This is a genomic window from Variovorax sp. YR566 (genome assembly GCF_051992195.1).
Lineage (GTDB): Bacteria > Pseudomonadota > Gammaproteobacteria > Burkholderiales > Burkholderiaceae_C > Variovorax.
Map to the genome: position 1 here is coordinate 1,079,058 of NZ_CP197092.1, position 26,235 is coordinate 1,105,292.

A 26,235-nucleotide genomic window follows, 5' to 3' on the forward strand; every position below is an offset into this window, starting at 1 on the left:
CGCCAATTTCGTCGGATCACGAAATCGGACTCACGGGAACTGAACAGCAACTTCGGTCGGCCGGTACTTCGGCAGCTTGTTAGTGGACCGTGTGCATGCCGCCACCCAACTCGAGGCGATTGACTAGCTCCATCAGGATGCCCTTGACAACCTGTGCAGGCTCCGACAGGGGCAGGTGATCCGAAGCGCATAGCGCCAGCGGAATCTCGATGTGCGGCGACACGAGCCGCCTGACATCGACCGCGGCCGTGGCCGCGACGGAGCGCGCGAGCGACACGGGCAGGATCGTCGCGCCCACGCCCGATGCGACCGCGGCGGACAGCGTGCTCGAAGACTCCATTTCGGCCACCACGCGCGGAATCATCTTCGCCGAGGCGAAGGCCCGGTTCACGCTGCGGCGCAGCTGGTTGTCGATGCTGGGCAGGAGCAGGTCCACGTCGCGCAGCTCGGCCAGCGCCAGCTCGTCGCCATCCATGCGCAGCATGCCGTGGGAGGCCACGACGCAGAGGTCCTCGGTGAGCAGCGGATCGAACGACAGGCCCCGCACCGCATGCTCGCCGCCATACAGAACGGCCATGTCCATGAGGCCGTTGCGTACCACGTCGCACAGCGTGGTGCCGAAGTTCTCGTTGATGTGCAGCATGAGCTGCGGATGCCGCTCCTGCACCGTCTGCAGCAGCGGCAAGGCCAGGCCCGAGGCCGCGGTGCCCGGCGCGAGACCGACCGACACCTGCCCCGCCAGGCTGCGCCCCGCATTGACGACATCGGCACGCGCCTGCTCGAACTGGCGCAGGATCAGTTGCGCGTGCCGGTACAGCACCATGCCGGCTTCCGTGGGCACCACGCCCTTCTGCGTTCGCAGGAGCAGGCGCTGGTTGAACTCGCCTTCGAGCGTGGCCAGCTGCTGGCTCAGCGCCGGCTGCGCGACATGCAGGACCTCCGAGGCCTGCGTGAGACTGCCCACGTCGACAATCTTCACGAAATATTTCAACCGCCTGAGGTTCACCGGGTCTCCGTCGTCTTGCTGCTCTGTTTGCAAGCAAGCATCGAGCCACGCGTTGGCAGCGTCAACCGGGGTTACGATCAGTTCGCACCCGACTTCCCATGACGGTAAATTTCAAGACCCTCAAGAGCTTCGTGACCGCGGTGGACGCACGCAGTCTTTCCGCGGCCGCCGCGCAACTGAGCGTTGCGCAGCCGGCCCTGAGCCAGCACATCGCCTCGCTCGAGGAACACTTCAAACACAAGCTGCTGAACCGCTCCAACGCGGGCGTGACGCCCACGCCCGCGGGCAACGAGCTCTACCGCCAGGCGCAGATCATGTTGAGCCACCTCGAGCAGGTGGAGCGCGAGCTGATGAACCGCACGGACGAGAGCTTCGTCTCGGGCCCCGTCTCGGTCGGGCTGGCCACGTACAGCACGGCCTCGGCACTGTCGATGCCCTTGCTGCAGGCCGTGCGCAGCGCGTACCCGGGCGTCAACCTGTTCATCAACGACAACTTCGGCCTGGTGTTGAGCGAGATGGTGATGACCGGGCGCCTGGACATGGCGATCATCTACGCGGGCAGTCCCATGAAGGGGCTCATGCTGCAGCCGCTCCTGACCGAAGACCTGTTCCTCATTGCCCCGCCGGGCATGGAACTGGAGCAGAACGACGACCAGACGATTGCCCTGCGCGCATTGGCCGGCATCGACCTGCTGCTGCCGAGCCGCATGCACTTCCTGCGGCGGATGGTCGACGAGGCCTTCGCGCGCGTCGGCGTGGTGCCCAACATCCGCGCCGAGATCGAATCCGCCGAAACGCTGCGCCAGGCGATCCAGGCGGGCGTGGGCGCGACCATCCTGCCATCGGCGCTGGCGGACTTTCCGCCGGCCGCGAACCCACCGATGATCCGCAGGATCGTCGAGCCCGTGCTGCAGGCCACCGTGTCGCTGTGCGTGCCGGACCACCTGCCGATGTCCGACCAGGCGCGCGCCGTGCTGGAGATCTTGCGCGAGCAGATCGACAACCTGTTCGCCGCCGGGCGGCTCGCGGGCATCCGCGCACCGGAAGCCGTGTCACTGCAGCCCTGATTTCTCGCAGCTCAGTGTGCGACGGCCGCCACCGGCTGCGATAGGTTGCGCATCGCCGCAACGCCTTCCGTCACGAAAGGGTCCGCGTGGTAGTACAGCAGCTGCGCGCCCATCGACACCAGGTGCTCGACGTCCTGCTTCACGACCAGGGTGCCCGCGATCTTTCCGGCCGCGCGGATGCGCTGCAGCGTCTGGTCGATCAGGTCGAGCGCGGGTTGCGGGCGGCGCTTGCCCGGCGCCACCGCGGGCGAATAGCCCATCGACTGCGACAGGTCGCCCGGCCCGACGAAGAACACGTCGATGCCTTCGACCGCCAGGATCTCGTCGAGGTTGCGCACGGCCTCGACCGACTCCACCATGCCGACCAGCAGCCTCGTCGCGTGATCGTCGGGGCAGGCATAGCGGAAGGTGTGCACCACCTGGCGCGCGATCTCCGCGGTGTGGATCAGCGGCACCATCACGCCGTCCGCGCCCGCGTTGAGGCAGCGCGTGATGGTGGAGCGCTCCTGGTTCTGCGGGCGCACGATGCCGAAGCCGCCGGCATAGCGCGCAGCCTTGGCCATGTGATGGATGTCCTCGAAGCTGGCCAGGCCGTGTTCGCAGTCGATGAAGACCGAGTCCACGCCCGAGCGCACGAGCTTCTCGCACAGCGTGGGGGACACATGGTTGGGGTTGACCATCAGCACGGAGTCGCCGCGTGCCAGGCGTTGATGGAGGGTGTCGCTCATGCTTCGTCTCGTTCAGGGTTTGCCGGGTGTTCCGTCGGGGGCGCCGAGCCAGCGGCTGATCTCGATGTCGGGGCCCTGGTCGCGCGCGCGGGTCGGGCTGATCACCAGCTGTTCGATGGTGGTGCCCTGCGGCAGCGTGCAGGCCAGCAGGATGGCGCGCGCCACGTCGTCGGGCGCCACCATGGCGGCGCGTTCTTCCGCACTCGGTGGGCGCACGCGCGTGTCCATGATCGGCGTGTCGACCTCGCCGGGAAGGATGGTGGTGGCGCGGATGTTGTTGTTGCGGAAGGTGACGTGCACGAAGCCCATCAGGTTCGTCACCGCCGCCTTGGCCGCGCCGTAGGGTGCACCGCCCAGCAGGTTCGGGCGCACGGCAGCCAGCGAAGACACGGTGACGATGGTGCCGGCTCCCGCATCGAGCATCCCCGGCAGCACGGCCTGGATCAGCACGTAGACGGCCGTCAGGTTGACCGACACCGCCGACTCCCAGTCGTCCGGCTCGATCCAGCGGATGTTGCGCACGCGGCTGGTGAGGCCCGCGTTGTTGACGAGGATGCCGATGGGGCCGACCTCTTTCTCGGTCCACCGCACCAGCGCGATGAGCTGCTCGCGTTCCTGCAGGTCCGCCTGGCGCGCCCAAGCCTCGCCTCCGGCGCCGCGAATCTCGTCGACCACGGCCTGCAGCGGCTCGGCCCGCCGGCCCATCACGACGACGCGTGCGCCTTCGGCGGCGAGCATCAGCGCGGTGGAGCGGCCAATGCCCGAGCCGCCACCGGTGACGAGCGCGACCTGTCCCTTCAGTGCGCCGGCCATCACGCCACCGCTTTCTGCGTTTCGGAGCCCGCCTCGGCCTCGTACCCATAGTCGGCCTGCGCGCCGGCCATGCTGACGAGGCCCTGGCGCAAGTCGTCTTCGACCAGGTCGCGCGAGCGCTGCTGCGCATCGCCCCAGCCGCCGCCGCCCGGCAGTTCGATCGTGAGACGCTCGCCCGGCGCCAGCACCAGCCGGCCTTTCGGGAACACGGCCTTGCCGTCGTGCCGCACCGCGCCATTGCGTCCGGCCTGGCCGCCCAGCACGCCGAGGCAGGGGTACTTCACGTGCTCGGTGCTCAGGTAGATGTTCATCTCGCGGTCCGACAGGTTGCGAATCACGCCGCGCTGGCCCAGCCCGCCGCGAAACTTGCCGGGGCCGCCCGAGTCCGGAATGAGCTCCTTGCACTCGGTGAGCACGGGCACCGCGAGCTCGTACATCTCGATCGGCGTCACGCGGCAGTTGGACGGAAAGCTCAGTGTGTCCAGGCCGTCCATCGACGAGCGGCCGCCTTGCCCGCCATGGAAGTTCTGCGCGCTGCCATAGGCCGTGCCGTCGGAGCGCTGGCCCTGGCAGTTGATGCCCCAGATCGGCGCGCCGCCGCTGTCGCCCATCGCACCATCGGGCACGACGTGCTGCAGCGCCTTGAAGATCAGGCTCGGAATGCAATGGCCCACGAGGTTGCGCGCCGCGCCCGCCGCATGCGGCCGCGGGTTGAGGATGGAGCCCGCCGGCGCCGAGTCGGTCAGCGCGACCATGCAACCCTCGTTGTTCGGCGTCTCAGGGTCGAGCAGGCATTTGAGCGCATACACGCTGTGCGCCACGCGGTAGTGCGGCACCACGTTGATGCCGCGCGCCACCTCGGGCGAGGTGCCGGTGTAGTCGACATGGATGGAGTCGTCGCGCACCTCCACGCTCACGCACAGCTTCACGTCGGACTCGAAGCCGTCGATCGTCATGTCGGCCTTGTAGCTGCCGTTCGGCCAGGCCGCGATGGCCTTGCGCATGTGGCGCTCCGAGCGGCTGAAGATCGCCTCGCCGAGGCCGTCGCAGTCTTCGAGGCCGTACTCGTCCATGAAGCGCGTGAGCTCGCGGCTCATCACCTCGTTGGCGGCCACCATGCTCTGGATGTCGCCGCGCACCTCGTGCGGCAGGCGCACGCTGGCCTCGATGACGGCGAACACATCGGTGTTCGGCTTGCCGGCCTTGAACAGCTTGAGCATCGGGATGCGGATGCCCTCTTCGAACATGTCGGTCGAGTCCGGCGACTGCGGCCGGCCGCCGATGTCCGGCAGGTGGGCGATGCTGCCCGCATAGCCCACGATCTTTCCCTTTCGAAAGATCGGAGTGAGCATGACCATGTCCGGCAGGTGGCCCGTGCCGATCACCGGGTCGTTGGTGGCGAGCACGTCGCCGGGCTCGAGCGACTCGGGCGGAAAGGCCTTGAGGAAGTAGTTCTGCGCCGCCATCGGCAGCGTGGTGATGAACACAGGAATCGACCAGGTGCACTGCGCGAGCGCGCGGCCCTTGGCGTCGAGCAGCACGTTCACGTAGTCGTGGTTCTCGCGCACGATCGGCGAGAAGGCCGTTCGGCCGAGCGCGCTGTCGGCCTGGTCGGCGATGAAGACCAGGCGGTCCCACATCACCTGCAGGGTGATCGGGTCGTTGAAGTCGGGTTTGAGCATGGACATGGCAAGAAGACCTCAGGACAAAAGCATGATCAGGTTGTGTTGGGCATCGAGCGAGGCGCTGGCATTGGGCCCCATCACCACGGTCGACTCGCGCTGCTCGATGATCGCGGGCCCTTCGACCGGCACGCCGGGCACCAGCGCATAGTGGTCGTAGACCGGCGTGTCGACGTACTTGCCGAGTTCGGAGAAGAAGACCGGCCGCGTGCCCTTGCGTGCATCGCGCGCCACATTCGACTCGCTGCGCAGGCTCGCGAGCGAGACAGGCGCCTTCGGCCCGCTGGCCCGCACGCGCCAGGTGATGACCTCCGCGTCGGTGCCGCTCACGGCGCGGCCGTACAGGGCCACGTAGTTGGCATGGAAGCGGGCCAGCAGCTCCTCGACGAACTTCGGGTCCGCCGGGTCCAGCTCAGGCAGCGGCACCGAGATTTCGTAGCCCTGGCCCACGTGGCGCATGTCAACGGTGTACGAGTAGGTGATGTGGTCCACCGGCACCTTGCTCGCCAGCACCACTTCGCGCCCCTGGTCGGCCAGCGTGGCCTTCACCACGTTCACCGCGCTGGGGTTCCAGGCCGAGACGCGCATCGGCAGGCTGGCCGACAGGTCCGCCGCCACCGGCGCGCCCAGCAGCCCGATGGCTGAGGTAACACCGGCGCCCAGCGGGCAGATCACCTTGCGGATGCCCAGCTTGCGGGCCACGCCGTAGGCATGCACCGGCCCTGCCCCGCCGAAGGCGATCAGCGGCAGCGCGCGCGGGTCGACGCCGCTGTCGGTGGCCTGCATCGAGGCGGCCTCGGCCATGCTCTCGTTGACCATGTCGTGGATGCCCCAGGCGCAGCGCTCGAGCGAAATGCCGAGCTCCTTCGCGAGCCGGGCCATCGCCGATTCGGCAGCAGGCTTGTCGAGCGCGAAGTCGCCGCCCAGGAAGGAGTTCTCGTTGAGGTAGCCCAGCAGCAGGTCGGCATCGGTCACCGTCGGCTCCGTGCCGCCGCGCCCATAGCAGGCCGGCCCCGGCGCGGCGGCCGCGCTGCGCGGCCCCACGCCCAGCAGGCCGAGCTTGTTGCGCGCCGCGATGCTGCCGCCGCCCGCGCCGATCTCGATCATGTGGATCGACTGGATCTTGAGCGGAAAGCCGCTGCCCTTGCGGAAGCGCTCGTGGCGGGCCACTTCGAGGTCGTTGGCCACCATGGGCTGGCCGTTCGGAATCAGGCACAGCTTGGCGGTCGTGCCGCCCATGTCGAACGACAGCACGCTCGATTCGCCGGCTTGGCGCGCGTAGTCTGCAGCCGCCACGGCACCCGCCGCGGGACCCGACTCGATCAACCGCACCGGCGTGCGCGAAGCCGAAGAACTCGGCACCACGCCGCCACTCGACGTCATCCAGAGCAACTGCCCTTCGACACCGCGCTGCGACAGCTCGCGCTCGAGGTGGTTCACGTGCCCGACCATCATCGGCCGGGTGTAGGCGTTGACGACGGTGGTCGATGCACGGTCGTATTCGCGCACTTCGGGGCACACCGTCGACGACAGCGAGACGGAAATGCCCGGTGCGATCTCGGCCAGGATCTCGCCGATGCGCCGCTCGTGCTGCGCGTACTTGTAGGCGTGCAGCAGGCACACGGCCACCGACTCCACCTCCCTGTCGAGCAGCACGCGGGCGATGGTGCGCACGCCGTCTTCGTCGAGCGCCTTGATCACCGTGCCGTCCGCGGCAATGCGCTCTTCCACGCCGAAGCACAGCTCGCGCGACACCAGCGGCTCGGGGTACTGGATGCGCAGGTCGTAGAGGTCGTAGCGCCCTTCCGTTCGGATGCGCAACATGTCCTGGAAACCGTCGGTGGTGATGAAGGCGGTGTGTACGCCGCGGCGCTCCAGCACCGCGTTGGTCACGACCGTGGTCGCGCCAAGAATCTGCAGCTGGCCGTTGCCTTTGGCCTTGCCGCCGTCGCGGGCGCGCACCTTGGCCAGCAGCTCGTCCACGCCCTGGAGCACGGCGCGCGCGGGCGCGTCGGGCGTGCTCAGGACCTTGTGCAACAGGATGGTGCCGTCGTCCTGCGTCATCGCGAAGTCGGTGAACGTGCCACCCGTGTCAAATGCCAGTTTCATGCCTTTCAGCTCCTTGAGTGTTCGGTTGAGATGCGCGGTGCTCAGGCCGTGGCCGCGTCGGATGCGCGCCTGCCCGTCATGAACAGTTCGCCCAGGTCGGCGGTGCTCAGCGCCTCGACCGGGCTGTCCCAGATGACCTTGCCCAGGCGCAGCACCACGGCGCGCTCTGCGGCCTCCATGGCCTTGCGGGTGTTCTGCTCGACCAGCAGGATGGTTCGGCCGCCCTTGTGCAGGCGCTTGAGTTCGTTGAAGACCAGCGTGATGGCCTGCGGCGAGAGGCCGACCGAGGGCTCGTCCACCAGCAGGATCTCGGGACGGCGCAGCACGGCCATCGCCATTTCGAGCAGCTGCTGCTCGCCGCCGGACATGTTGCCGGCGAGCTCGTTGCGGCGCTTGCGCAGGATGGGGAAGAGGTCGTAGACGTACTCGCGCTCACCCTTGAGGTCGCCGCCCTTGATGGTGTAGGCCGCCATCTCGAGGTTCTCGTCGATGGACATCAGCTGGAAGTTGCAGCGGCCCTGCGGCACGTAGGCAATGCCGTGGCCGAGCATCGCCTGCGGGCGCAGGCCCGCAATGTCCTTGCCCTTCCAGCGGATCGCACCGCCCTTGTGGGTGGTCATGCCGAAGAGCGACTTCAGCAGCGTCGACTTGCCGGCCCCGTTGGGTCCCAGCAGCGTGACGAATTCGCCGTGCCGGATCTTCAGGTCCACGCCGTGCAGGATGTCCAGGTGGCCGTAACCGGCGCGGAGGTTGTCGATTTCGAGTTCCATGGTGTTGTTCTTTCGTGTCAACCGCCGAGGTAGGCCTCGATGACCTCCGGGTTGCGAACGACCTCTTCCGGCGTGGCGTCGGCCAGCTTTGCGCCCTGGTGCAGCACGACCACGCGGTGGCTGAGGTTCATCAGCACGTCGGTGTTGTGCTCGATCACCACGAAGGTCACGCCCAGCTTCTGGTTCGCATGCTCGATGCACTGGATGACCTTCTCGATGAGCACGGGGTTGATGCCCGCCAGCGGTTCGTCGAGCAGGATCAGCTCGGGTTCGGGCATCAGCATCGAGGCGAACTGCAGCAGCTTCTGCTGCCCGCCCGACATGTTGCCCGCCGGCAGGTGCGCCACGCGTGCCAGCCCGGTCACCTCGATCAGTTCCTTCGCGCGTTCGCGCAGGGCCTGGATGCGCTTCCTGGCCGACGGACCGACCCAGAAGGTCGACAGCACGTTCGGAAAGCGCGACATCTGTCCGGCCAGCACGAGGTTCTCTTCGGAGTCCAGCGTGGGAAAGACCACCGTCTTCTGGAAGCTGCGCAGGAAGCGGCCCTCGCGGGCGATGCGGTTCATCGGCCAGCCGGTGATGTCGACGCCCTTGAGCAGCACGCGGCCCGAGTCGCTGCGCTGCAGGCCGGTGCAGCAGTCGAACAGCGTCGACTTGCCGGAGCCGTTGGGGCCGATGAGCCCCATCACCTCGCCGCGGCGGACTTCGATGTCCACGCCCTGGAGCGCGGCAACGGCGCCGTAGTTCTTGCGCAGGCCTTCGATTCGAAGCATGACGGGTTCAGCGGACATCGCGCGGCCCCTTTCCGATACCGGCAATGCGTTCTGCCGCACGCTGGAACAGCGGCGCCAGACCTTGCGGGAACAGGAACACCAGCCCCAGCAGCACGAAGCCGTAGATCACCATGCGCAGCTCCGGCGTGATGCGCAACGCCTCGGACACCGCCACGAAGACGAAGCTTCCGATGATGGCGCCCGGCACCTTGCCCACGCCACCGCCCAGCACGATGATCAGGATCGTGTTGGAGTAGTAGGCCTGGAACACCAGCGGGCTCACGACTGTCGAGAAATGCGCGTAGAGGCTGCCGCCGAGCCCCGCGAAGACGGCGCTCAGCATGAAGACCAGCAGCTTGTAGGTCCAGGTCGGCACGCCCAGCGATTCGGCCAGCGTCTCGTTGTCGCGGATGGCCACCATGCAGCGGCCGGCGGGTGAGCGGATCAGTGCGACGAACGCAGCAACCGCCAGTGCGGCAACGGCGAGCACCAGGTAGAAGTACTCGGGCGCCTTGATGACGGTGTAGACCCAGTCGCCAAAGCCCAGGCGCGGCCGGGCCACGCCCGACAGCCCCATGTCGCCGCGCGTCAGGTCGATCCAGTTCTTCGACACCATCTGCGCGACGACCACCATGCCGAGCGTGCACATCACGAAGGAGGTGTCGCGCAGCCGCAGCGCCGGAATGCCCAGCGGCAGCGCGACCAGCCCGGCCACCAGGCCCGCGACCAGGAAGTTCACCAGGAACGGCGTGCCGAAGTGGATCGACATGAGGGCCGACGCATAGGCGCCGAGCCCGAAGAACACGCCCTGCGCGAGCGACAGCATCCCCGTGTAGCCCAGGATGAGGTTCAGGCCGAGTGCCGGCAGCAGGAAGATCATCGCGAGGACCATCGCGTGCAGGTAGTAGTCGCCGAGGAAGAGCGGCGCGCAAAGCAGCGCGACCACGCCGACGGCGCACGCGCTCCAGTTGACCGCGGCGACCCGGGCGGCCGGCAGACGCGGCGTGTCCAGCGTGGTGTTTGACAAGATTGCCTGTTTCATGACGTTGACGCTCTCAGAAGCGGGCCTTGCTGCTGAACAGGCCGTGCGGCCGGAACATGAGCATGAGCAGAAGCACGATGAAGCCGACGGAGTCGCGGTACTGCAGGCCGATGAAGCCTGCGACGAGGCTCTCGATGACACCCAGCAGGCAGCCGGCGATGAGCGTGCCGCGCACGTTGCCCATGCCGCCCATCACGATGACGGCAAATGTCTTCAGCGTGATCGACTCGCCCATGCCGCCGTAGATGCTCACGTTGATCGGCCCCGTCAGGATGCCGGACAGCGCCGCGATGGCCACGCCGATCAGGAAGGTGCGGCGCACCACCTGCTCGACGTCGATGCCGTTGACTTGGCAGCATTCGATGTTCTGCGACACGGCACGAATCGAGCGGCCCAGGCGCGTGCAGCGCACCATCCACTCGAGCCCCGCGAACACCGCGAGGGTGACGACGACCAGGATCACGCGCTGCTGCGACATGCCGAAGTCGCCCATCTCGATCGGCTCCAGCCAGCCGCCCGAGAACACCTTGTAGCCGCCGCCGAAGGCGAGGATGACCACGTTCTGCAGGATGAGCGAAAGCCCCAGCGTGGCCAGCACGCCGGCCTGGAAGGGTTGGCCGATGAGCCGCTGCATCACGCTGCGCCCGATCAGCACCGCGATCACGCTGACGATGGCCACACCGCCGACGATGGCCAGGCTGTAGTCGGCCATCAGCTTCGACATGACCCACCAGGCCGCGAAGGTGCCCAGCATGTAGTACTCGCCGTGGGCGAAGTTGATGGCCCGCAGCACGCCGAAGATCATCGTCATGCCGGCGGCCACCAGGGCGTAGACCGACCCGGTGATGATGCCGTTGACGATCTGTTCGAAGAGGAAGGAACTCACGGTGTTCTCGCAGGCCGGGTAGGGCGCTTCTTCTTCACTTCGCGCCGGCCGCGTAGTCGACCTTGGTCGCGATCATTCCCTTGATGGCCGGCTTGCCGTCGGTGATCTCGAGCAGCACCATGGGCATGACCGCCTGGTTGTGATCGTCGAAGGTCACGACGCCCATGGGGCTGTCGTACTTGATCTTCGCCATCGCGTTGCGGATGTCCTCGGCCTTGAGGCTGTTGGCGCTCTTGATGGCGGCCACGACGAGGTTCAGCGTGTCGTAGTGCGTGTAGGCATGGTTGTTCGGCATCTCGCCGCCGTTGGCCTTCTTGTAGTCCTCCACGAACTTGAGGCTGCGCGGTGCCGGCACCTCGGGCAGCCAGGCTGCGGCCTCGACCGCGCCGTTCATGACCTTCGGCGCGGCGGCGATGGTTTCCTTGGTGTTGAACTCGCCGTTGCCGACCAGCGCGACCTTGCCGGCCAGCCCGAGTTCGAGCATCTGGCGGGCGATGATCGGGGTGGTGTCGGCCTGACCGTAGAGGAAGATGGCCTGCGCGCCCGAGCGGCGGATCTTGCTCAGCACCGAGCGGAAGTCGGTCTCCGAATCCTTGTAGTAGTCCTCGCTCAGGATCTCGGCGCCTTCGTACTTCGGCAGGTAGCGCTTGGTGAACTTGATGGCGCCGCGGCCGTAGTCGCTGTCGACCGAGAGCACCGCGAACTTCTTGAAGCCCTTGGTCTTCGACGCGTACTCCAGCACCGTCGCGGCCCGCACCTCGTCGGTCGGGTAGTTGCGGAAAGTCCACTTGAAGCCGCCCACGCCGGCCTTGTAGGTGATGTCGGGGTTCGACGAGGCCGCATTCACGAGCAGAACCTTCGACTCTTCGGCCAGTGGCTGCATAGCCAGCGTGACCGAGCTGCAGACGTCGCCGATGATCACCGGCGTTTTCTCGAGGCTGATCATGCGCTGCGTGGCGGCAACGCCCTCCGCGGGCACGCACTGGCTGTCCCCGCTCACGAGCTCGATCTGCTTGCCGAGCACGCCGCCGGCGGCGTTGATTTCCTTGGCGGCGAGCGCCGCGCCCTTGTTCGCGAAGGCCCCGTAGCGGGCGTTGGGGCCGCTCATGGGCGCGATGACTCCGATCTTGAAGGTGTCGGTCTGCGCACTGGCGGGCGCCAATGTGCAGAAGCCGGCGATCGCGGCAATGGCCACCAAGGCCGCGCCGCGCAATCTCGAGTTCGTGGGGTAGCTCATTGCTTTTCTCCGGGTCATGGAAGGGTTGAAGGAATGGTAGGAAGAGGGCGCTGCGGCGGCCAATACGTTATGGACCTTCGCCTATAAGGATTCTTGATAGGCAAGGTCCGCAGGCCCACAGGCCGGGGATCAGGCGAGCTTCGCCACTGCCGAGGCGATGCGCCGGCAGCCTTCCTCGATCTGCTCGACGCTGGTGGCCGTCGACATGCGGAAGTAGGGAGATACCCCATACGCCGTGCCCGCCAGCACCATGACGCCGCCCGCTTCAAGCAGGTAGATCACGACGTCGTTGTCGGTTTCCAGAGTCTTTCCCCCGGGCGTTCGCTTGCCGATCAGGCCGCCGCAATGGGGATAAAGGTAGAACGCGCCGCCAGGTGCGCGGGCGCGAATGCCCGGAATGTCGTTGAGCAGGCGGGTCGCGGTGTCGCGGCGCTGCCTGTAGGTGGCAACCCAGTCGGGGAGAAAGGCCGCGTCGCTGTTCAGGGCCGCCACGGCGGCGGCCTGGCTCACCGACGATGCGCCGCTGGTCGACTGCGACTGCAGCATGTCCAGCGCCGCGATGATGTCCGCGGGGCCGGCTGCATAGCCAATGCGCCAGCCCGTCATCGCGTAGGTCTTCGACACGCCGTTCACTACCAGCGTGCGGTCACGCAGGCCCGGCTCGATGGCCAGCAGATGGGGCAGCGCCGCGTCGGTGAAGCGGATGTGCTCGTAGATGTCGTCGGTCAGCACCATGACCTGGGGGTGGCGCATCAGCACGTCGGCCAGCGCGCGCAGCTGTCCGGCGGTGTAGGTCGTGCCCGTGGGATTGGTGGGCGAGTTGAAGACCAGCCAGCGCGTGGCCGGCGTGATGGCCGCCTCGAGCGCCTCGGGCGTCAGCCGGAAATCGTCTTCTTCCTTGCAGGCCACGGTGACCGGCGTGCCGTCGCAGGCCAGCACCATGTCGGGGTACGACACCCAGTACGGCGCCGGGACGATCACCTCGTGCCCCTCGTCCAGCGTGACCGACAGCGCGTTGAACAACGCGTGCTTGGCCCCGACCGTGACGATGATGTCGCGTGGGCTGTAGCTCAGCCCGTTCTCGCGCTGGAGCTTGGCCGCGATGGCTTCGCGCAGGGCCAGCGTGCCGGCGACGGGCGTGTAGCGCGTTTCGCCGCGTTCGATGGCCTTGCAGCCCGCTTCACGGATGTGCGCGGGCGTGTCGAAATCGGGCTCGCCGATGGCGAGGTTGATGATGTCCTTGCCGGCCCTGCGCAGCTCGGCGAACCGGTCCGCGGCGGCGCTGCTGGGGGAGGGCTTGATGCGGCGGATGCGCCTGGAAATGCGGGACGGGCTGGACGGGCTCACGTGACTTCCTCTTCGGTGTCGATGTCGGAGCCATGACGGTAGGAGCGTCCCGGTGCTAGCGCAAAGACGGACTTGTTCTAGGGGTGACGCATTTCCTTATGGGGCCTGCCATCGTCCGCATGTGCCCACTTGGTGATCGCATCAGCCCGTGCGGCGCCGGTACCTTTCGGCGAAATCCACGTACCAGTCGATGCTTCCAGGCTCGGCCAGCGCGTTGCGGCTCACGACCTTCTCGAGCGCGTGGCCCAGCAGGAGCTTCTTGACGGGCAGCTCCAGCTTCTTGCCGGTGATGGTCTTCGGGATCGTGTCCACCTGGATGATTTCGTTGGGTACGTGGCGTGCCGACAGGCCCGTGCGCAAGGCCTGCCGGATGCGCTGCTCCAGCGGCTCGTCCAGCTGGATGCCGGCCTGCAGCTGGACGAACAACGCCATGTACGAATCGCGCCCGAGGTACTCCAGGTCCACGACCAGGCTGTCCATCACTTCGGCCATGCCCTGGACCACGCGGTACAGCTCGGACGTTCCCATGCGCACGCCCTGGCGGTTGATGGTGGCGTCCGAACGGCCGTAGATCACGCCCGCCGTGGCGTCTGGCCGCGGCACCAGGCGCACCCAGTCGCCATGCCGCCAGACGTTGCGGCCCTGGCTGTCCTTGAAGCTCTCGAAGTAGCTGTCCAGGTACCGCCGATGGCCCGCATCTCCCCAGAAGTACAGCGGCATCGAAGGCAGCGGCCGGGTGCACACCAGTTCCCCCACCTCGTCCAGCACGGGTTGGCCGGCATCGTTCCACGCCTGCACGCAGGCGCCCAAGGTGCGGCATTGCATCTCGCCCGTGCGCACCGGCAGGGTGGGAAGCCCCACCAGGAAGCCGCCGGCAATGTCCGTTCCACCGGAAACGATGTTGAGCCAAAGGTCGCGCTTGACGGCGCCGTACAGCCATTCGCAAGCCTCAGGGGACAGGGGAGAGCCGGTGGACGATACCGTGTGCAACTGCCCCAGGTCCGCGATCTCGCGCGGCACGATGCCGGCCTTCAGGCACGCGTGGTGGATCGCGGCGCCGGCGCCGAACACGTGAACGCCCAGCCGCCCTGCCAGCTTCCACAGGTGGCCCCAGTCCGGCTCGGCACCGGCGCCGGTCACGGCGCCGTCGTACAGCACGAGGGTGGCGCCGCCCAGCAGCCCCAGGACATGCGCGTTCCAGACCATCCACGACGTGTTGGCCGCCCAGAAGACGCGCTCGCCCGGGTGCAGGTCGCCATGCAAAACCATGTTCACCATGCCGTTCGCAAGCACCCCGCCGTGGCCGTGGACGATGGCCTTGGGCAGCCCCGTCGTTCCCGACGAGTAAAGAATCCACAGCGGGTGGTCCGCCGGCAGGGCAGCCGGTTGCCAGGCCGCCTCGCGCGCGATGGCCTCCTGCCAGCGCACCGTCGTGCGGCCCGCGGCCTGTCCGGGCGGATGCGCAGCCGCGTCAAGGTGCGGAATCCAGAGGATGCCGGTGACCGTCGGCAACTCGCGCAGGATCTCGTCCAGCGCCCCGCGGCGGTCGAACGGCTTGCCGCCGAAGCGATAGCCATCCACCGCGACCAGCACCTTGGGCTCGATCTGCCGGAATCGGTCGCCCACGCTCACCGGCCCCATGTCCGGCGCGCACAGGGACCACACCGCACCCAGGCTGGCGGCGGCCAGGAACGCAACGACCGCCTGGGGGATGTTGGGAAGGTAGCCGGCCACCCGGTCGCCCTGCTGCACACCCAGGTCGCGCAAGGCCTGGGCCACCGATGCCACCTGACGCTGGAGCTCGACCCAGCTCATGGCGCCGGTGCCCGAGGCCTCGCTTTCGAAAACGATCGCGGGTGAGGCAAGGCGCGCGTGGCGGAACACCTGGTCGACCAGGTTGAGCCGGGCGCCTTCGAACCAGCGGGCGCCCGGCATGTCTTCGCCGGACAGGACGCGCTTATACGGCGCCTGCAACGGAAGCTCGAAGAAGGCCAGGACGGCGCTCCAGAAGCCCTCCAGGTCGGTCACCGACCATTGCCACAGGGCCTCGTAGTTCTCGAAGCGAAGGCCGCGCTCGCGATCCAGCCAGGCCTCGAAGCGGGTGATCAGGGCCCGCTCCTTGCGGGCCGGCGTGGGTGTCCACAAGGGTGCATCGGACGGTGCAGACACGGCGTGAGGGGCGATTTCTGGATGCGTGGTCATGGCGCAGTCTTGCTGGAGTGAACTCGCGAGGGGTTCCTGGGTGTCACACCGAAACGATGCAGCACATTGCCGAGCAACTTTCCGAAGAGCGGGTCGCTGCCAACCACCCAGGCCGCCCCGACTGCGCCTGCATGAAACACGCGCCCGCCTTGCGGCCGCTCCCAATAGATCATCTCGGCCGACAGTCCGTCGAGCGATTCGGTGAGTCTCGAGTAGTGGTCGAGGTAGGCGTCCATCTTCCCCGGGACGCGCCGGATGCCCTTGGCGATGACCTCGATGCCCTCTTGCGCGACGGGCAGGGAAGCACCCGGAGGGCAGCGCGTCGTCATCTTCGCCAGGGTCGAGAGGGTCAGGTCCCACTCGTGTCCGATGGCGCGCGGCAGCCCGCCGCCGGGCGCATGGCCGAAGGTTTCGCCCTTGCCGAGGCCCAGCGGCTGCGGCTCGTTGAAGAGCGCATGCGCCGGCAGCTCGACGTGGTAGACGCCGAAGTCGTCGCCGTCGGCGAAGGCCCAGCCCGCGGTTTCGAGGCCGATGATGTCCGCGGCCGGCCGGCCCGATGCCTTGAGCCGTCCGCCGCGCGCCCAGTCCTGGCTGTGGTACTGCTCGCCGAACGCGCCCGCTGGCGGGCCGACGGGCGGTCCGGCCTCGTCGTGATCGGGCCCGTTGACCTTCCGCTGCTCCATGACGGAGAAGTCCTCGTCGTAGCTCACGCGCAGGTACATGGTGTTGCCCGACAGCACGACCGCGCTGCCGCCGCGCTTCAGGAAATCGTCGAGCCCCTCCACGCCCGGCAGCGACCAGTATTCGCTGTGGCCGTTGATGAAGACGGTCTTGTAGCGCGCGAGCAGCGACGGGTCGCGGTGCAGGTCGATGTCGCCAACCACGTCGTAGTCGTAGCCCTGCTTCTCGAGCCATACGTGCAGGTGACGCTCGAGCCGCGTCCACTGGCTGAAGCCGCTCGCGGCCGGGTCGTAGAGCGCGTTGGGGCTGGCATTGGGCCAGGGCATGCGCAGGCCGACCTGGTAGCAGGGCTGGCCGTGGCGGTGGTAGACGTAGCTGCTGAAGGCCGGCGCTTCGGGATGGCTGTTCTCGAGGCCCTCCGAACGGCGCGGCCACACCGGATCGTCGACCACGTTCTTCGCGAAGGGCGTGGTGGCGTAGGCGAGCCAGCTGTTGACGGCGCACAGCACGAGGACAGGAGCGGGCGCCACGTGCGCGGGCTTGCGCACGATGAAAGTGATGTCGTAGTCCGCCTTGCGGCCTTCGATGTCGAAGCGCGCGCGGCCGACGTAGACGCCGGACCTGGCGTCGCCGGGAACGCGGAATTCGTGCACCGCGTCCCAGCGGCAGTCGTAGAGATCATCGCCGGCGAAACGCAGGCCGTGCCCGCGCGTCGGATCGTGGAGCGGGTCGTAGGGCGATTCGTCTTCTTCATAGTGGCCGACCTTGCCGGGCTCGAAGGCCGGGCCGACGATCATCCAGGTCGCGTGGTTGACGATGCGGCCGGTGCGTTGATGCCCGCTGGCATCGGCCACCTGCGAGCCGCGTTCTTCCCGCAGCGGCCAGCAGCCGAGTACCGAGCGGCCCGTCGGGATCTGCAATCCGCGTTGTTCGCGGCGCGCGGCGATCTCGCCGGTCGACAGCGCCCGGTCGTACAACGCCGGCATGACGAGGTCGGCTTCGAGGAACAGGTCGGCCTGGCCGCCGATGGCGCTCGCGCCGAGCCGCAGCGGCGCGGTTGCGGGCTGGACGGCCTGCAGTGCGGGCCACTCCGCGACGCACACGCCATCGATGCAGAGCGTTGCGAGCTCGCCGTTCCACGTGGCGGCAATGTGCTGCCAACGTCGCGTCGCGAGCCGGCCGTGCGATGGCGCGGCGTTGTCTCCCAGGTGGAACGACAGTGCCCCGCCTGGTTCGATGAAGAGCGCAAAGCCGCGGTGCGCGGGATCGTCGTGCTGGCTGACGATGGCCTGCCGTACATCGACCGTCCAGGGCTTGATCCAGCATTCGAAGCTCAACCCGCGCAGCGGCAGGCCGGCCGGCAAGCCGCGTTCAACATGCACATAGGAGCCGGGATGGATCGGCTGAACGCGCGCCTGATGCGGCGCGAATGCTTCGAGCGCCACGTCGTCGCTGCGTCCTTCGACGTCGCTGCCCAGCCGGTAGACCGCGAATTCGTAAGGCACGTCGCTGCTGACATGGAAGCGGACGAGATCGCCCGCCGCCACGGTCTTGGCATCGGCGTAGCCGTGGAGGCCGGGCAGCTGCAGCGGTTTGTGCGGCGGGATCGGGTGCGGGGCGGTCGCTGTCATTCCGACGTGAAGCCGGAGGCCTTCACCACCGGGGCCCAGCGCTTGATGTCGTCGACGATGAGCGCCGAGAGTTCTTCGGGCGTGCTCGGATTCGGATCGCTGCTGAGCTTCAGCAGCCGTTCCTGCACGTCCTTGTTGGCGAGTGCCTTGCCGAGCGCCGCATGCAGCTGGTCGACGATGGGCCGCGGCGTGCCGGCCGGCACGAAGAGGCCGGTCCATTCCAGGTTGTCGAAGTGCGGCTGGCCGAGTTCCTTGAGCGTCGGCACGTCGGGCAGCAATGCGGCGCGTCGGGTGCCGTTCACCGCCAGCACCTTGAGCTTGCCCGACTGCTGGTGCGCGACGAGATCGGCAATGGGCATGATGCCGGCCGAGATCTGGTTGCCGAGCAGGTCCTGCACCAGCGGCGCGGCGCCTCGGTAGGGCGCGGCCATGAGCCCCGCCTTGGCGTCGCTGCCGAGGCGGTAGCCCATGAACTGCGAGACGCTGCCCGGCGCAGGCACGCCGTAGTTCGCCTTCTTCGGATCCCTGGCGGCGATGTCGAGCCACTGCTTCACATCCCTGGCCTGCAGCTCCGCGGGCACCGCGATGCCTTCGTAGAAGCTCACGATGCGGCCGACGGGCTTGAAGTCCTTGACGGGGTCGTAGCGCACCGACTTCGTAGTGAGCGGCAGCATGACCATCATGTGCATGTTGGCGAGCAGCACGGTGAGCCCGTCCGCCGGCGCCGTGCGAACGTAGTCGGCCGCGATCGCGCCGCCTGCGCCGGTGCGGTTGTCGACGACGACGATCGTGCCGAGTTCGGCGGCCAGCTTGTCGGCGAGCGTGCGCGCCTGCACGTCGGCCGAGCCGCCGGCCGGATAGCCGACGATGAGCTTGAGCGGACCGTGCGTGGTGTTGATCTGCGCCGCGGCCGCGGCGGCGAAGGCCAATGCAGTGCAGGCGAATGCGGCCTTGAGGGTGGCAGAGAGCTTCATCGGGGGCTTTCCTGGGTGGGGTTGCGGAATCGGTGCGGTCGCCGGGTTCAGCGCACGAGGCCCTTGCGGGCGACCTCGTCGGCAAGATCGGTCAGCGACTTGTCGAGCAGCTCGGCCAACTCGTCGATCTCCGCTTCGGTGATCGTGAGCGGCGGCGTGATCATCTGGAAATCGCCGAAGGCGCCGAGGTTGGCCCGGCGGTTGTAGAGCGCGATGCCATGCTTCAAGCCGTGCTCGGTAAGCCGTGCGGGTGCGTTGAAAGCGACCGGCAGCTGACTGCGTTTCGCCTTGTCCGAGACGATTTCGATGGCGGTAAGCAGACCCTTGCCGCGCACGTCGCCGACGACCGGCGAGCGCGACGCGATGTCGCGCAGGCGTGCCATCAGCAGTTCGCCCATGTCGCGTGCGCGAACCATGAGGTCTTGCCGCACGACCTCGTCGACCACCGCGCGCGCGACCGCGCACGACAGCGGATTCGTGAAGTAGGTGTGGCCATGCACGAAGCCGCCGGCACCCGCGATCGCATCGACCATCCTGTTCGGTGCGAGCAGGCAACCGAGCGGCGTGTAGCCGGCGGCCAGGCCCTTGGCGAGCGTGACGAGGTCGGGGCGCGCGTCTTCCCAGTGGTGCGCGGCGAGGAAGGCGCCGGTGCGGCCGGCACCGCTCATGATCTCGTCGAAGATCAGCAGCACGCCGTGGCGGTTGCAGATCTCGCGCACGCGTCGGAAGTAGGCGGCCGAGGAAACCACCGCGCCGGTCGAGAGGCCGCCGATGGGTTCGAGGATGAAGGCCAGCACTGTCTCCGGGCCTTCGCGCAGGATGGTTTGCTCGAGCGCGTCGGCGCACGCCTTCTCGTGCGACTCGACCGTGTGGCCATCGGGCACGCGGTATGACAAGGGGGCCGGCACCTTGGGCATCGGGCGCACCATCGGACCGTACAGGTCGAGCGTGTTGGCATCGCCGGTGACCGCCAGCGCGCCGAGCGTCGAGCCGTGGTAGCTCGGATCGCGCGAGATCACCTTCGAGCGGCCGCCCTGGCCGGTCACGACCGCGTACTGGCGCGCCAGCTTGATCGCGGCCTCGTTGGCCTCCGACCCGCCCGACACGAAGAATGCGCGGTCGAAGCCCTCGCCCGCGAGTTCGCAGACGCGGTCGGCCAGCGCGATGTTGTGCTCGCTCTCGAAGAAACGCGGGTACGCGAAGGTCACCTTCGATGCCTGTTCGGTCATCGCGGCCAGCACGCGCGGATTGCCGTGGCCTATGTTCGCGACGACGGCGCCGGCGGTTGCGTCGAGATAGCGCTTGCCGTTCGCATCCCACAGGAAGATGCCTTCGCCGCGGGCGACGCGCGGCGGGCGGGCCGAACCCTTGGGTGCGTAGAAGCCGAGGACGGAGCCGCCCTTCGGCGCGTCGCCGATCCGGGCGATGCCAGTCGCGGGGGAGTTCGAGGTGTTCATGACCCGACGATACGAATCGCGGTCACTTTGCGGTAGACGCATGGAGTGATGAAGTGTTATACGTTCGTCGCATGAAGCACGTACATGACCGACTCGACCTGCTCGACACTTTCCAGAAGATCGGCGAGAGCGGATCGCTCAGCAAGGCGGCGCGGCTGCTGGGCACGACGCAGCCCACCGTCAGCCGTCGGCTGCTCGAACTGGAGCGGCTGCTCGGCTGCAAGCTGGCGCTGCGCACGACCGCGAGCTTTTCGCTCACCGACGAAGGGCGCTCGCTGCTCGTCGAGGCCCGCGACCTCGGCGACCGTTGGTCGGGCCTGTCGCAACGCCTGAAGGGCGGGCAGAGCCGACCTGAAGGCACGCTGCGCGTGATCGGGCCTTCGGGGTACGGAACGGGCTTCCTGACCGATGCCGTGACCGACCTGCGCGCGGCGCATCCGGCGCTGCGCGTCGAACTCACGCTGACCGATCGGGTGCTCGACCTGACCGCATGGGGCGCGGAATGCTGGGTCTGCGTGGGCGAGGTGCGCGATCCTGGCCTGGTGAGCCGCAAGCTCGGCATGATGGAGCGCGTGCTGATCGCCACGCCCGAATTGCTCAGGAAACTGGGGCCCGTCACCATCGCGCGTCTTCCGCAGTTGCCCTGCGTTGGGCTCGTGCCCTACGTGACCGGCAACGTGCGCATGCTGGATCGATCGGGCCGCTCCCGTATGGTGACGCTCGACACGCCGATCCAGACCGACAGCCTGTTGTCGAGCTACCGCGCGATCCTCAACGGAGCCGGCATCGGCGCGGCGGCCCCCTGGATGTGCCAGGACGACCTCAAGACCGGCCGGGTGCAGCGGGTGCTGGCGAATTGGTGGCTCGAACCGATCGCCATTCACGTCGCGCTGCCTCCGGGCATCTACAGGCCCGCGCGTGTGACCGCATTCATCGAGGCCCTCAAGGCAAGGATGTCTGCCCTTTCCGGGTTCCGGCCATCGTCCTGAAGGCAAGGCCGGTGGGCATGGAACGCGCTGGTGCTACGGCGACGTACAGGCAAAACTCGCCGCGGCGTTGGGATCGCCCCCAACGTACCGGGGGTACTGCGGATACCTGCAAAGTGGCCTGCTGGCAGGCGTCGCTCCTGCCGCAACGGTGCGCTGCGTGGCAACGATCGTCGAAGACGAGGGCTTGGTTCCTTTCTCGATCCACTCGAACATGGGGCCCGCCAGATCCACCTTGTCCGCCCCGTTGCCGCCGTTGCAGTGCTCCACGCCGGGGGCGGTGTAGTACTCGACGAATTCGTCCGCCGCGGATTGGCCGCCGCTCTTCTTGACGACGCTCTGGTAGTACTCGGTGGCGTTGTTCGCCGTAATCAGCCAGTCGGTCTGGCCTGTCCACAGCACCAGTTTTCCGCCTTTTGCCTTGAACCGGCTCAGATCAGGGTCGACGGCATCGAGCATCGCACTGAGCTGATCGAGGCGCGCCGTGTATTGCGCGGGATCCAGCAGGAGCGGGTCCACGGAAGCATCCTGGGCGACCATGTACTTGATGAAGTCGCCTCCCAGGTTGGAGGTCGATGCGCCCCATGTGGCCGCGGTCTCGCCACCGGGCAGAAAGCCGGGCCAGACGTAGCGGCCGTTGGCGATGCTGGTGGGGGCATAGAACGCCTGCGCGGACTCGACCTGCGCAGGTGTCAGGCAGGCATCGGTTTCTGCACCGTTGCATGCGAGTTCGACGGGATCGAACTGACAGGCTTCGGGCTTTCCGATGATCCTGTCGTTCAGTCCGTCGAGCCCGTCGCACTTGGCATACACGGCATCGCCGATCGTCTTGATCTTGGCGGCGCTCAGGGCCGCGCCTGGCTTCGCCAGTTGCTTCCCGATCTTCTGGTACCAGAGGAACTGCGACGTGAAGGCATTCGCCGGCGCGCGGGCGATGATGCCGTCGAAGAGATCCGGATGGCGTTGCGCCTGCATCAGCGCCTGGCGACCGCCGCCAGAGCAGCCCTCGTAGACCATCTTGGTGTTGGCGAACGAGTCGCCGTAGTGCGCGCGCAGGATCGACTTCGCCGGCACGAGGACCCGTGGAACGGATGCATACGCGTAGTCGGCGAGCATGTCCTCGTCGAGCGCGAAGGATCCTCCCGGTTTCGCAATCATGTCGTGCCCGTGGTTGGTGGCGATGGTCGCGTAGCCGCGCTTGGGCAGGTCTGGGCTTCCAACCGGGCTGACGGCAGGATCGCTGATGTAGCCAACATTCAGATAGCCATCGAAGCCGCCGCCGCCCCTGAAGACGGTGCGGTGATTCCACTCCGTGGGCATCCGTACGTCGAAGTCCAGGTCCTTCGGCATTTCGCCGCGCACGATGCAGTGCTCGGGCACGGCATCGGTGGCCGGCATGAAGGTCGCCTTGGTGATCGTCGCGCCGTCGAAGGTCCGGCCGAGGAACGCCTTGCATCGGCTCTCGGCGCTGGTTTGCTGGGTGTCGGGCACGACCGGTGCAGGATCGCCGCTGCCGTTGCTGCCTCCGCCATTGCCGCCGACGGTGCCGACTGCGCCGATGCCGCCCGCGAAACCGCTGCCGTCGCTTCCGCCGCCGCAGCCCGCTAGCGCCGCGGCCAGTCCGACCAGCGTACCGGTCGCGAGCGCGAGCCAGCGGGGCCAGCATGCAGGCTCGCGGCTTCGGATGGCGTTCAAGGCCGGGGATGAAAATTTCATGGGTTGTCTCCTGCGTTTGATTTGGCGCGGCCTTTGGACCGCAGTAGCACGGTAGGCAGGGGAGCAGGCGGCAAATGTCTGGTGCCGGACATTTCGGGGTTTGTCCGTAGTCGTCCGGGGATAACCCTCGATTGTCATGACCAAGACATTGCATCTCTCGCAGGGAATGAACACTCCAAACCTTGCTGCGCTGTGCAGAACACTCCGGGCCCTGGCCTGACATTTGGAGACTGGTGCGTGAAACCCGAGACAACATTTCCGGCCCTGCTCGCTTCGCAAGTGCGCGTGAGCGGTGCGCGCGTTGCGATGCGCGAGAAGAAGTTCGGAATCTGGCAGGCGCACTCCTGGCTGGACGTGTCGCGGTTGGTTCACGACCTGGCCTGCGGGCTGGCACAGGCCGGCGTATGCCGCGGCGACCACGTCGCGCTGATCGGTGGCAACCGCCCCCGCCTCCAGGCCTCGTTGACGGCGCTGCAGGCGCTCGGGGCCATCCCTGTGCCGCTCTATCAGGATGCGCCGGCGGCCGAGTACGCCTATCCGCTGGCCAGCGCGAAAGTTGCATTCGCGATCGTGGAAGAGCAGGAGCAGGTCGACAAGTTGCTCGAGGTGAAAGAGGGTTGTCCGGACTTGAGCCGGGTATGGTTCGACGACGGACGTGGCCTGCGCAAGTACCCCCAGTCGTGGCTTGGTTCACTCGATGCCCTGGTGGAAGCGGGGCGGCAGTTCGGTGCGGAGCATGCGGCCTTCTACGACGAGCAGGCTGCGCTGGTTCGACCCGACGATGTGGCAGCGATGTTCTTCACATCCGGCACGACCAACCTGCCCAAGGGCGTCGTGCATACGCATCGGTCACTGATCCTCAGCGCGCAATCGGGCAAGGCCTTTGATCGGATCTCCGAACGCGAAGAGGTGTTGGCCTTTCTGCCGCCCGCATGGCTCGGCCAGAACATCTTCTCGTACACCATGTGGCTGGCGAGCGGCTACACGGTGAATTTCCCGGAGTCGCCGGAAACCGTCGGCATCGATCTCAAGGAGATCGGTCCGACCTACTACTTCGCACCTCCGCGGGTGTTCGAAGAGATGCTCACGGCCGTCACGGTCAGGATGAACGATGCAAGCCTTCTGAAGCGAAAGGCGTACGACTATTTCATGGCCGTGGCGCGCAGGGTCGGCCAGAACGTCATGGCGGGCGAGCCGGTGACGCTGGTCGAGCGCCTGCAGTACGCGGTAGGCAATGTGCTTTTCTATCGCCCCTTGTGCGCTCAGTTGGGCATGAGCCGGATACGCGTTGCGTACACGGCCGGCGAGGCCATCGGTCCTGACCTGTTTGCCTTCTTTCGCTCTATCGGCATCAATCTCAAGCAGTTGTACGGCACGACGGAGACGGCCGTCTTCGTCTGCTTGCAGCCCGATGGCAAGGTCAAGCCCGACACCGTCGGCATTCCGGCGCCCGGCGTCGAGGTCAAGGTTGCCGCGAGTGGGGAGTTGCTCGTGAAATCGCCCGGCACGCTCAAGGAGTACCACCAGAACTCGCAAGCGACCGCAGAGGTCCTGGACGCCGACGGTTGGTACCACACCGGCGATGCGGCCCTGATCGACGACGACGGGCATGTGCGCATCGTGGATCGTCTCAAGGACGTCGGCCGCCTGGCGGGCGGCAGCCACGACGGCGCGACCTTCGCACCCAAGTACGTCGAGAACAAGCTGAAGTTCTCGCCTTACATCAAGGAGGTGGTGGCCTTCGGCCACGCCAGGGACCGGGTGTGCGCCTTCATCAACATCGACTTCGAGTCCGTCGGCAACTGGGCCGAGCGGCGAAGCCTTTCCTACTCCGGCTACACCGACCTGGCCCAGAAGCCGGAAGTGGCCGAACTCATCCAGGGCTGCGTCGAGGCCGCGAACGCCGAACTCTCGGTGGACCACCTCGTGGCTGGAAACCAGATCAGCCGCTTTCTCATTCTTCACAAGGAGCTGGACCCGGACGACGGCGAGCTGACGCGCACGCGCAAGGTGCGGCGGGGTTTCATCGCCGACCGGTATCGGGTCCTGGTCGAAGCCCTCTTCAGCGGCGCCTCGGCGCAATACGTCGAGACCGAAATCAGCTTCGAGGACGGGCGCAAGGGATTCGCCGCGGCGACGCTGCCCATCCACGATGCCAAGACTTTCGCGATCCTCCAGCGTGCCGCTTGAGCCCGCATCGCGAACCCCACCAGAACAAACAAGGAGACCGCGTGCTGACAGCTGTACAGCGCGCGTCGGTGGCCACTGCCAGCCGACGTTCGCACGATTCGAGAAATGATGAGGCGGTGCCACGAGCGCCGCAGCTCGCGCCAATCGACGTCAAGGGCGCTCAGTCGAAGGGCGCAATCCTGGATGTCCGCAACATCACGTTGCGATTCGGTGGCGTCAAGGCGCTCACCGACATCAGCTTCGATGTTCGCGCGCACGAGGTGAGATCGATCATCGGGCCCAACGGTGCCGGCAAGAGCTCGATGCTCAACTGCATCAACGGCGTCTACCAGCCGCAGGAGGGATCGATCACCTTCCAGGGCAAGACCTTCAGGCACATGAACTCGCGCCAGGTCGCGGAGATGGGCATCGCGCGAACCTTCCAGAACCTCGCATTGTTCAAGGGCATGAGCGTGCTCGACAACCTGATGACGGGGCGGAATCTCAAGATGAAGGTCAATCCGCTTCTGCAGGCGCTGCGCTGGGGCCCCGCGGAAAGGGAAGAGTTGGCGCACCGGGAGCGCGTCGAGGAAATCATCGACTTCCTGGAGATCCAGCCCTTCAGAAAGACGCCCGTCGGCAAGCTGCCCTATGGCCTGCAAAAGCGCGTCGACCTCGGGCGAGCCCTTGCGATGGAGCCGGAGGTGCTGCTACTCGACGAGCCCATGGCCGGCATGAACGTCGAGGAAAAGCAGGACATGTGCCGCTTCATCCTCGAGGTGAACCAGGAGCTCGGCGTGACCGTGGTGCTCATCGAGCACGACATGAGCGTCGTGATGGACATCAGCGATCGGGTCGTGGTGCTGGACTACGGAAAAAAGATCGGCGACGGCACACCGCGCGAGGTGATGGCCAACGAAGAAGTCATCCGTGCCTACCTTGGCGCACAACACTGAGCA

At 67.1% G+C, this 26,235-nt stretch carries 20 protein-coding genes; 4 read left to right on the forward strand and 16 right to left on the reverse strand.

Translation table 11 applies throughout. The features are described from left to right. Positions 1-79: 79 nt before the first annotated feature. On the reverse strand, positions 80-1,006 hold the full coding sequence (gene nac, locus ACTG4X_RS04995) for a nitrogen assimilation transcriptional regulator NAC (protein ID WP_007836476.1): 927 nt from the start codon (positions 1,004-1,006) through the stop codon (positions 80-82). A gap of 98 nt (positions 1,007-1,104) precedes the next feature. On the opposite strand from nac, the gene ACTG4X_RS05000 reads away from it, so the two are divergent. After that, entirely contained in the window at positions 1,105-2,073 is a 969-nt protein-coding gene (locus ACTG4X_RS05000) for a LysR substrate-binding domain-containing protein (RefSeq protein ID WP_007836478.1), read from the forward strand. 11 nt (positions 2,074-2,084) lie between these two features. On the opposite strand, the gene ACTG4X_RS05005 is transcribed toward ACTG4X_RS05000, so the two are convergent. The 14 genes from ACTG4X_RS05005 to ACTG4X_RS05070 all read right to left on the reverse strand — a co-directional run bounded on the left by ACTG4X_RS05005 (position 2,085) and on the right by ACTG4X_RS05070 (position 20,405). Beyond that, positions 2,085-2,801 (reverse strand): HpcH/HpaI aldolase family protein, encoded by a 717-nt coding sequence (locus ACTG4X_RS05005; protein ID WP_007836480.1) that lies wholly within the window; start codon positions 2,799-2,801, stop codon positions 2,085-2,087. Positions 2,802-2,813: 12 nt separating this feature from the next. Further along, positions 2,814-3,614 carry an SDR family oxidoreductase gene (locus tag ACTG4X_RS05010; RefSeq protein WP_007836482.1) on the reverse strand — a complete coding sequence of 267 codons (801 nt, stop codon included), beginning with the start codon at positions 3,612-3,614 and terminating at the stop codon, positions 2,814-2,816. After that, the gene (locus ACTG4X_RS05015) at positions 3,614-5,302 is read right to left on the reverse strand and encodes a hydantoinase B/oxoprolinase family protein (RefSeq protein ID WP_007836484.1); all 1,689 of its coding nucleotides are present in this window, start codon (positions 5,300-5,302) and stop codon (positions 3,614-3,616) included. Before ACTG4X_RS05015 ends, ACTG4X_RS05010 begins: the two co-directional genes overlap by 1 nt. Before the next feature lie 12 nt (positions 5,303-5,314). Beyond that, positions 5,315-7,405, reverse strand: coding sequence for a hydantoinase/oxoprolinase family protein (locus ACTG4X_RS05020; RefSeq protein WP_440533331.1), 2,091 nt, complete (start codon positions 7,403-7,405; stop codon positions 5,315-5,317). 41 nt (positions 7,406-7,446) lie between these two features. Next, complete coding sequence (locus ACTG4X_RS05025; RefSeq protein WP_007836487.1) at positions 7,447-8,175, reverse strand: branched-chain amino acid ABC transporter ATP-binding protein; 729 nt, start codon at positions 8,173-8,175, stop codon at positions 7,447-7,449. A gap of 17 nt (positions 8,176-8,192) precedes the next feature. Further along, positions 8,193-8,966: an ABC transporter ATP-binding protein gene (locus ACTG4X_RS05030; protein WP_440533332.1), complete on the reverse strand. Its 774-nt coding sequence runs from the start codon at positions 8,964-8,966 to the stop codon at positions 8,193-8,195. After that, positions 8,956-9,990, reverse strand: a complete 1,035-nt coding sequence (locus ACTG4X_RS05035) for a branched-chain amino acid ABC transporter permease (RefSeq protein ID WP_440533333.1) — start codon at positions 9,988-9,990, stop codon at positions 8,956-8,958. Before ACTG4X_RS05035 ends, ACTG4X_RS05030 begins: the two co-directional genes overlap by 11 nt. Positions 9,991-10,003: 13 nt before the next feature. Beyond that, positions 10,004-10,876: a branched-chain amino acid ABC transporter permease gene (locus ACTG4X_RS05040; RefSeq protein WP_440533334.1), complete on the reverse strand. Its 873-nt coding sequence runs from the start codon at positions 10,874-10,876 to the stop codon at positions 10,004-10,006. A gap of 34 nt (positions 10,877-10,910) precedes the next feature. Then, positions 10,911-12,113 (reverse strand): ABC transporter substrate-binding protein, encoded by a 1,203-nt coding sequence (locus tag ACTG4X_RS05045; RefSeq protein WP_440533335.1) that lies wholly within the window; start codon positions 12,111-12,113, stop codon positions 10,911-10,913. A 129-nt stretch (positions 12,114-12,242) separates the two neighbouring features. Next, positions 12,243-13,460 carry an aspartate transaminase gene (locus ACTG4X_RS05050; protein ID WP_007836496.1) on the reverse strand — a complete coding sequence of 406 codons (1,218 nt, stop codon included), beginning with the start codon at positions 13,458-13,460 and terminating at the stop codon, positions 12,243-12,245. A 141-nt stretch (positions 13,461-13,601) separates the two neighbouring features. Then, entirely contained in the window at positions 13,602-15,662 is a 2,061-nt protein-coding gene (locus tag ACTG4X_RS05055; RefSeq protein ID WP_440533336.1) for an acetoacetate--CoA ligase, read from the reverse strand. After that, complete coding sequence (locus ACTG4X_RS05060) at positions 15,659-17,974, reverse strand: LamG domain-containing protein (protein WP_007836499.1); 2,316 nt, start codon at positions 17,972-17,974, stop codon at positions 15,659-15,661. Before ACTG4X_RS05060 ends, ACTG4X_RS05055 begins: the two co-directional genes overlap by 4 nt. Next, entirely contained in the window at positions 17,971-18,948 is a 978-nt protein-coding gene (locus ACTG4X_RS05065; protein ID WP_007836500.1) for a Bug family tripartite tricarboxylate transporter substrate binding protein, read from the reverse strand. Before ACTG4X_RS05065 ends, ACTG4X_RS05060 begins: the two co-directional genes overlap by 4 nt. Before the next feature lie 47 nt (positions 18,949-18,995). Then, positions 18,996-20,405, reverse strand: a complete 1,410-nt coding sequence (locus tag ACTG4X_RS05070; protein ID WP_007836501.1) for an aminotransferase family protein — start codon at positions 20,403-20,405, stop codon at positions 18,996-18,998. A 71-nt stretch (positions 20,406-20,476) separates the two neighbouring features. On the opposite strand from ACTG4X_RS05070, the gene ACTG4X_RS05075 reads away from it, so the two are divergent. Continuing rightward, on the forward strand, positions 20,477-21,394 hold the full coding sequence (locus ACTG4X_RS05075) for a LysR family transcriptional regulator (RefSeq protein ID WP_007836502.1): 918 nt from the start codon (positions 20,477-20,479) through the stop codon (positions 21,392-21,394). Between the two features lie 33 nt (positions 21,395-21,427). Here the strand turns inward: ACTG4X_RS05075 and ACTG4X_RS05080 are convergent, their stop codons facing one another. Beyond that, positions 21,428-23,107 carry a tannase/feruloyl esterase family alpha/beta hydrolase gene (locus ACTG4X_RS05080; RefSeq protein ID WP_440533337.1) on the reverse strand — a complete coding sequence of 560 codons (1,680 nt, stop codon included), beginning with the start codon at positions 23,105-23,107 and terminating at the stop codon, positions 21,428-21,430. Positions 23,108-23,413: 306 nt separating this feature from the next. On the opposite strand from ACTG4X_RS05080, the gene ACTG4X_RS05085 reads away from it, so the two are divergent. Continuing rightward, entirely contained in the window at positions 23,414-25,297 is a 1,884-nt protein-coding gene (locus ACTG4X_RS05085; RefSeq protein ID WP_157632258.1) for an AMP-binding protein, read from the forward strand. 143 nt (positions 25,298-25,440) lie between these two features. After that, on the forward strand, positions 25,441-26,232 hold the full coding sequence (locus tag ACTG4X_RS05090; RefSeq protein WP_042673932.1) for an ABC transporter ATP-binding protein: 792 nt from the start codon (positions 25,441-25,443) through the stop codon (positions 26,230-26,232). Positions 26,233-26,235: the final 3 nt, after the last annotated feature.

Bases quoted from the DNA above. Each gene is read 5' to 3' on its own strand.
- ACTG4X_RS05000 (WP_007836478.1), top strand. From the start codon at position 1,105: ATGACGGTAAATTTCAAGACCCTCAAGAGCTTCGTGACCGCGGTGGAC.
- ACTG4X_RS05085 (WP_157632258.1), top strand. From the start codon at position 23,414: ATGCGCGAGAAGAAGTTCGGAATCTGGCAGGCGCACTCCTGGCTGGAC.
- ACTG4X_RS05065 (WP_007836500.1), bottom strand. From the start codon at position 18,948: ATGAAGCTCTCTGCCACCCTCAAGGCCGCATTCGCCTGCACTGCATTG.
- ACTG4X_RS05010 (WP_007836482.1), bottom strand. From the start codon at position 3,614: ATGGCCGGCGCACTGAAGGGACAGGTCGCGCTCGTCACCGGTGGCGGC.
- ACTG4X_RS05020 (WP_440533331.1), bottom strand. From the start codon at position 7,405: ATGAAACTGGCATTTGACACGGGTGGCACGTTCACCGACTTCGCGATG.
- ACTG4X_RS05070 (WP_007836501.1), bottom strand. From the start codon at position 20,405: ATGAACACCTCGAACTCCCCCGCGACTGGCATCGCCCGGATCGGCGAC.
- ACTG4X_RS05080 (WP_440533337.1), bottom strand. From the start codon at position 23,107: ATGAAATTTTCATCCCCGGCCTTGAACGCCATCCGAAGCCGCGAGCCT.
- ACTG4X_RS05055 (WP_440533336.1), bottom strand. From the start codon at position 15,662: ATGACCACGCATCCAGAAATCGCCCCTCACGCCGTGTCTGCACCGTCC.
- ACTG4X_RS05035 (WP_440533333.1), bottom strand. From the start codon at position 9,990: ATGAAACAGGCAATCTTGTCAAACACCACGCTGGACACGCCGCGTCTG.
- ACTG4X_RS05075 (WP_007836502.1), top strand. From the start codon at position 20,477: ATGAAGCACGTACATGACCGACTCGACCTGCTCGACACTTTCCAGAAG.
- ACTG4X_RS05045 (WP_440533335.1), bottom strand. From the start codon at position 12,113: ATGAGCTACCCCACGAACTCGAGATTGCGCGGCGCGGCCTTGGTGGCC.
- ACTG4X_RS05060 (WP_007836499.1), bottom strand. From the start codon at position 17,974: ATGACAGCGACCGCCCCGCACCCGATCCCGCCGCACAAACCGCTGCAG.
- ACTG4X_RS05025 (WP_007836487.1), bottom strand. From the start codon at position 8,175: ATGGAACTCGAAATCGACAACCTCCGCGCCGGTTACGGCCACCTGGAC.
- ACTG4X_RS05015 (WP_007836484.1), bottom strand. From the start codon at position 5,302: ATGTCCATGCTCAAACCCGACTTCAACGACCCGATCACCCTGCAGGTG.
- ACTG4X_RS05005 (WP_007836480.1), bottom strand. From the start codon at position 2,801: ATGAGCGACACCCTCCATCAACGCCTGGCACGCGGCGACTCCGTGCTG.
- ACTG4X_RS05030 (WP_440533332.1), bottom strand. From the start codon at position 8,966: ATGTCCGCTGAACCCGTCATGCTTCGAATCGAAGGCCTGCGCAAGAAC.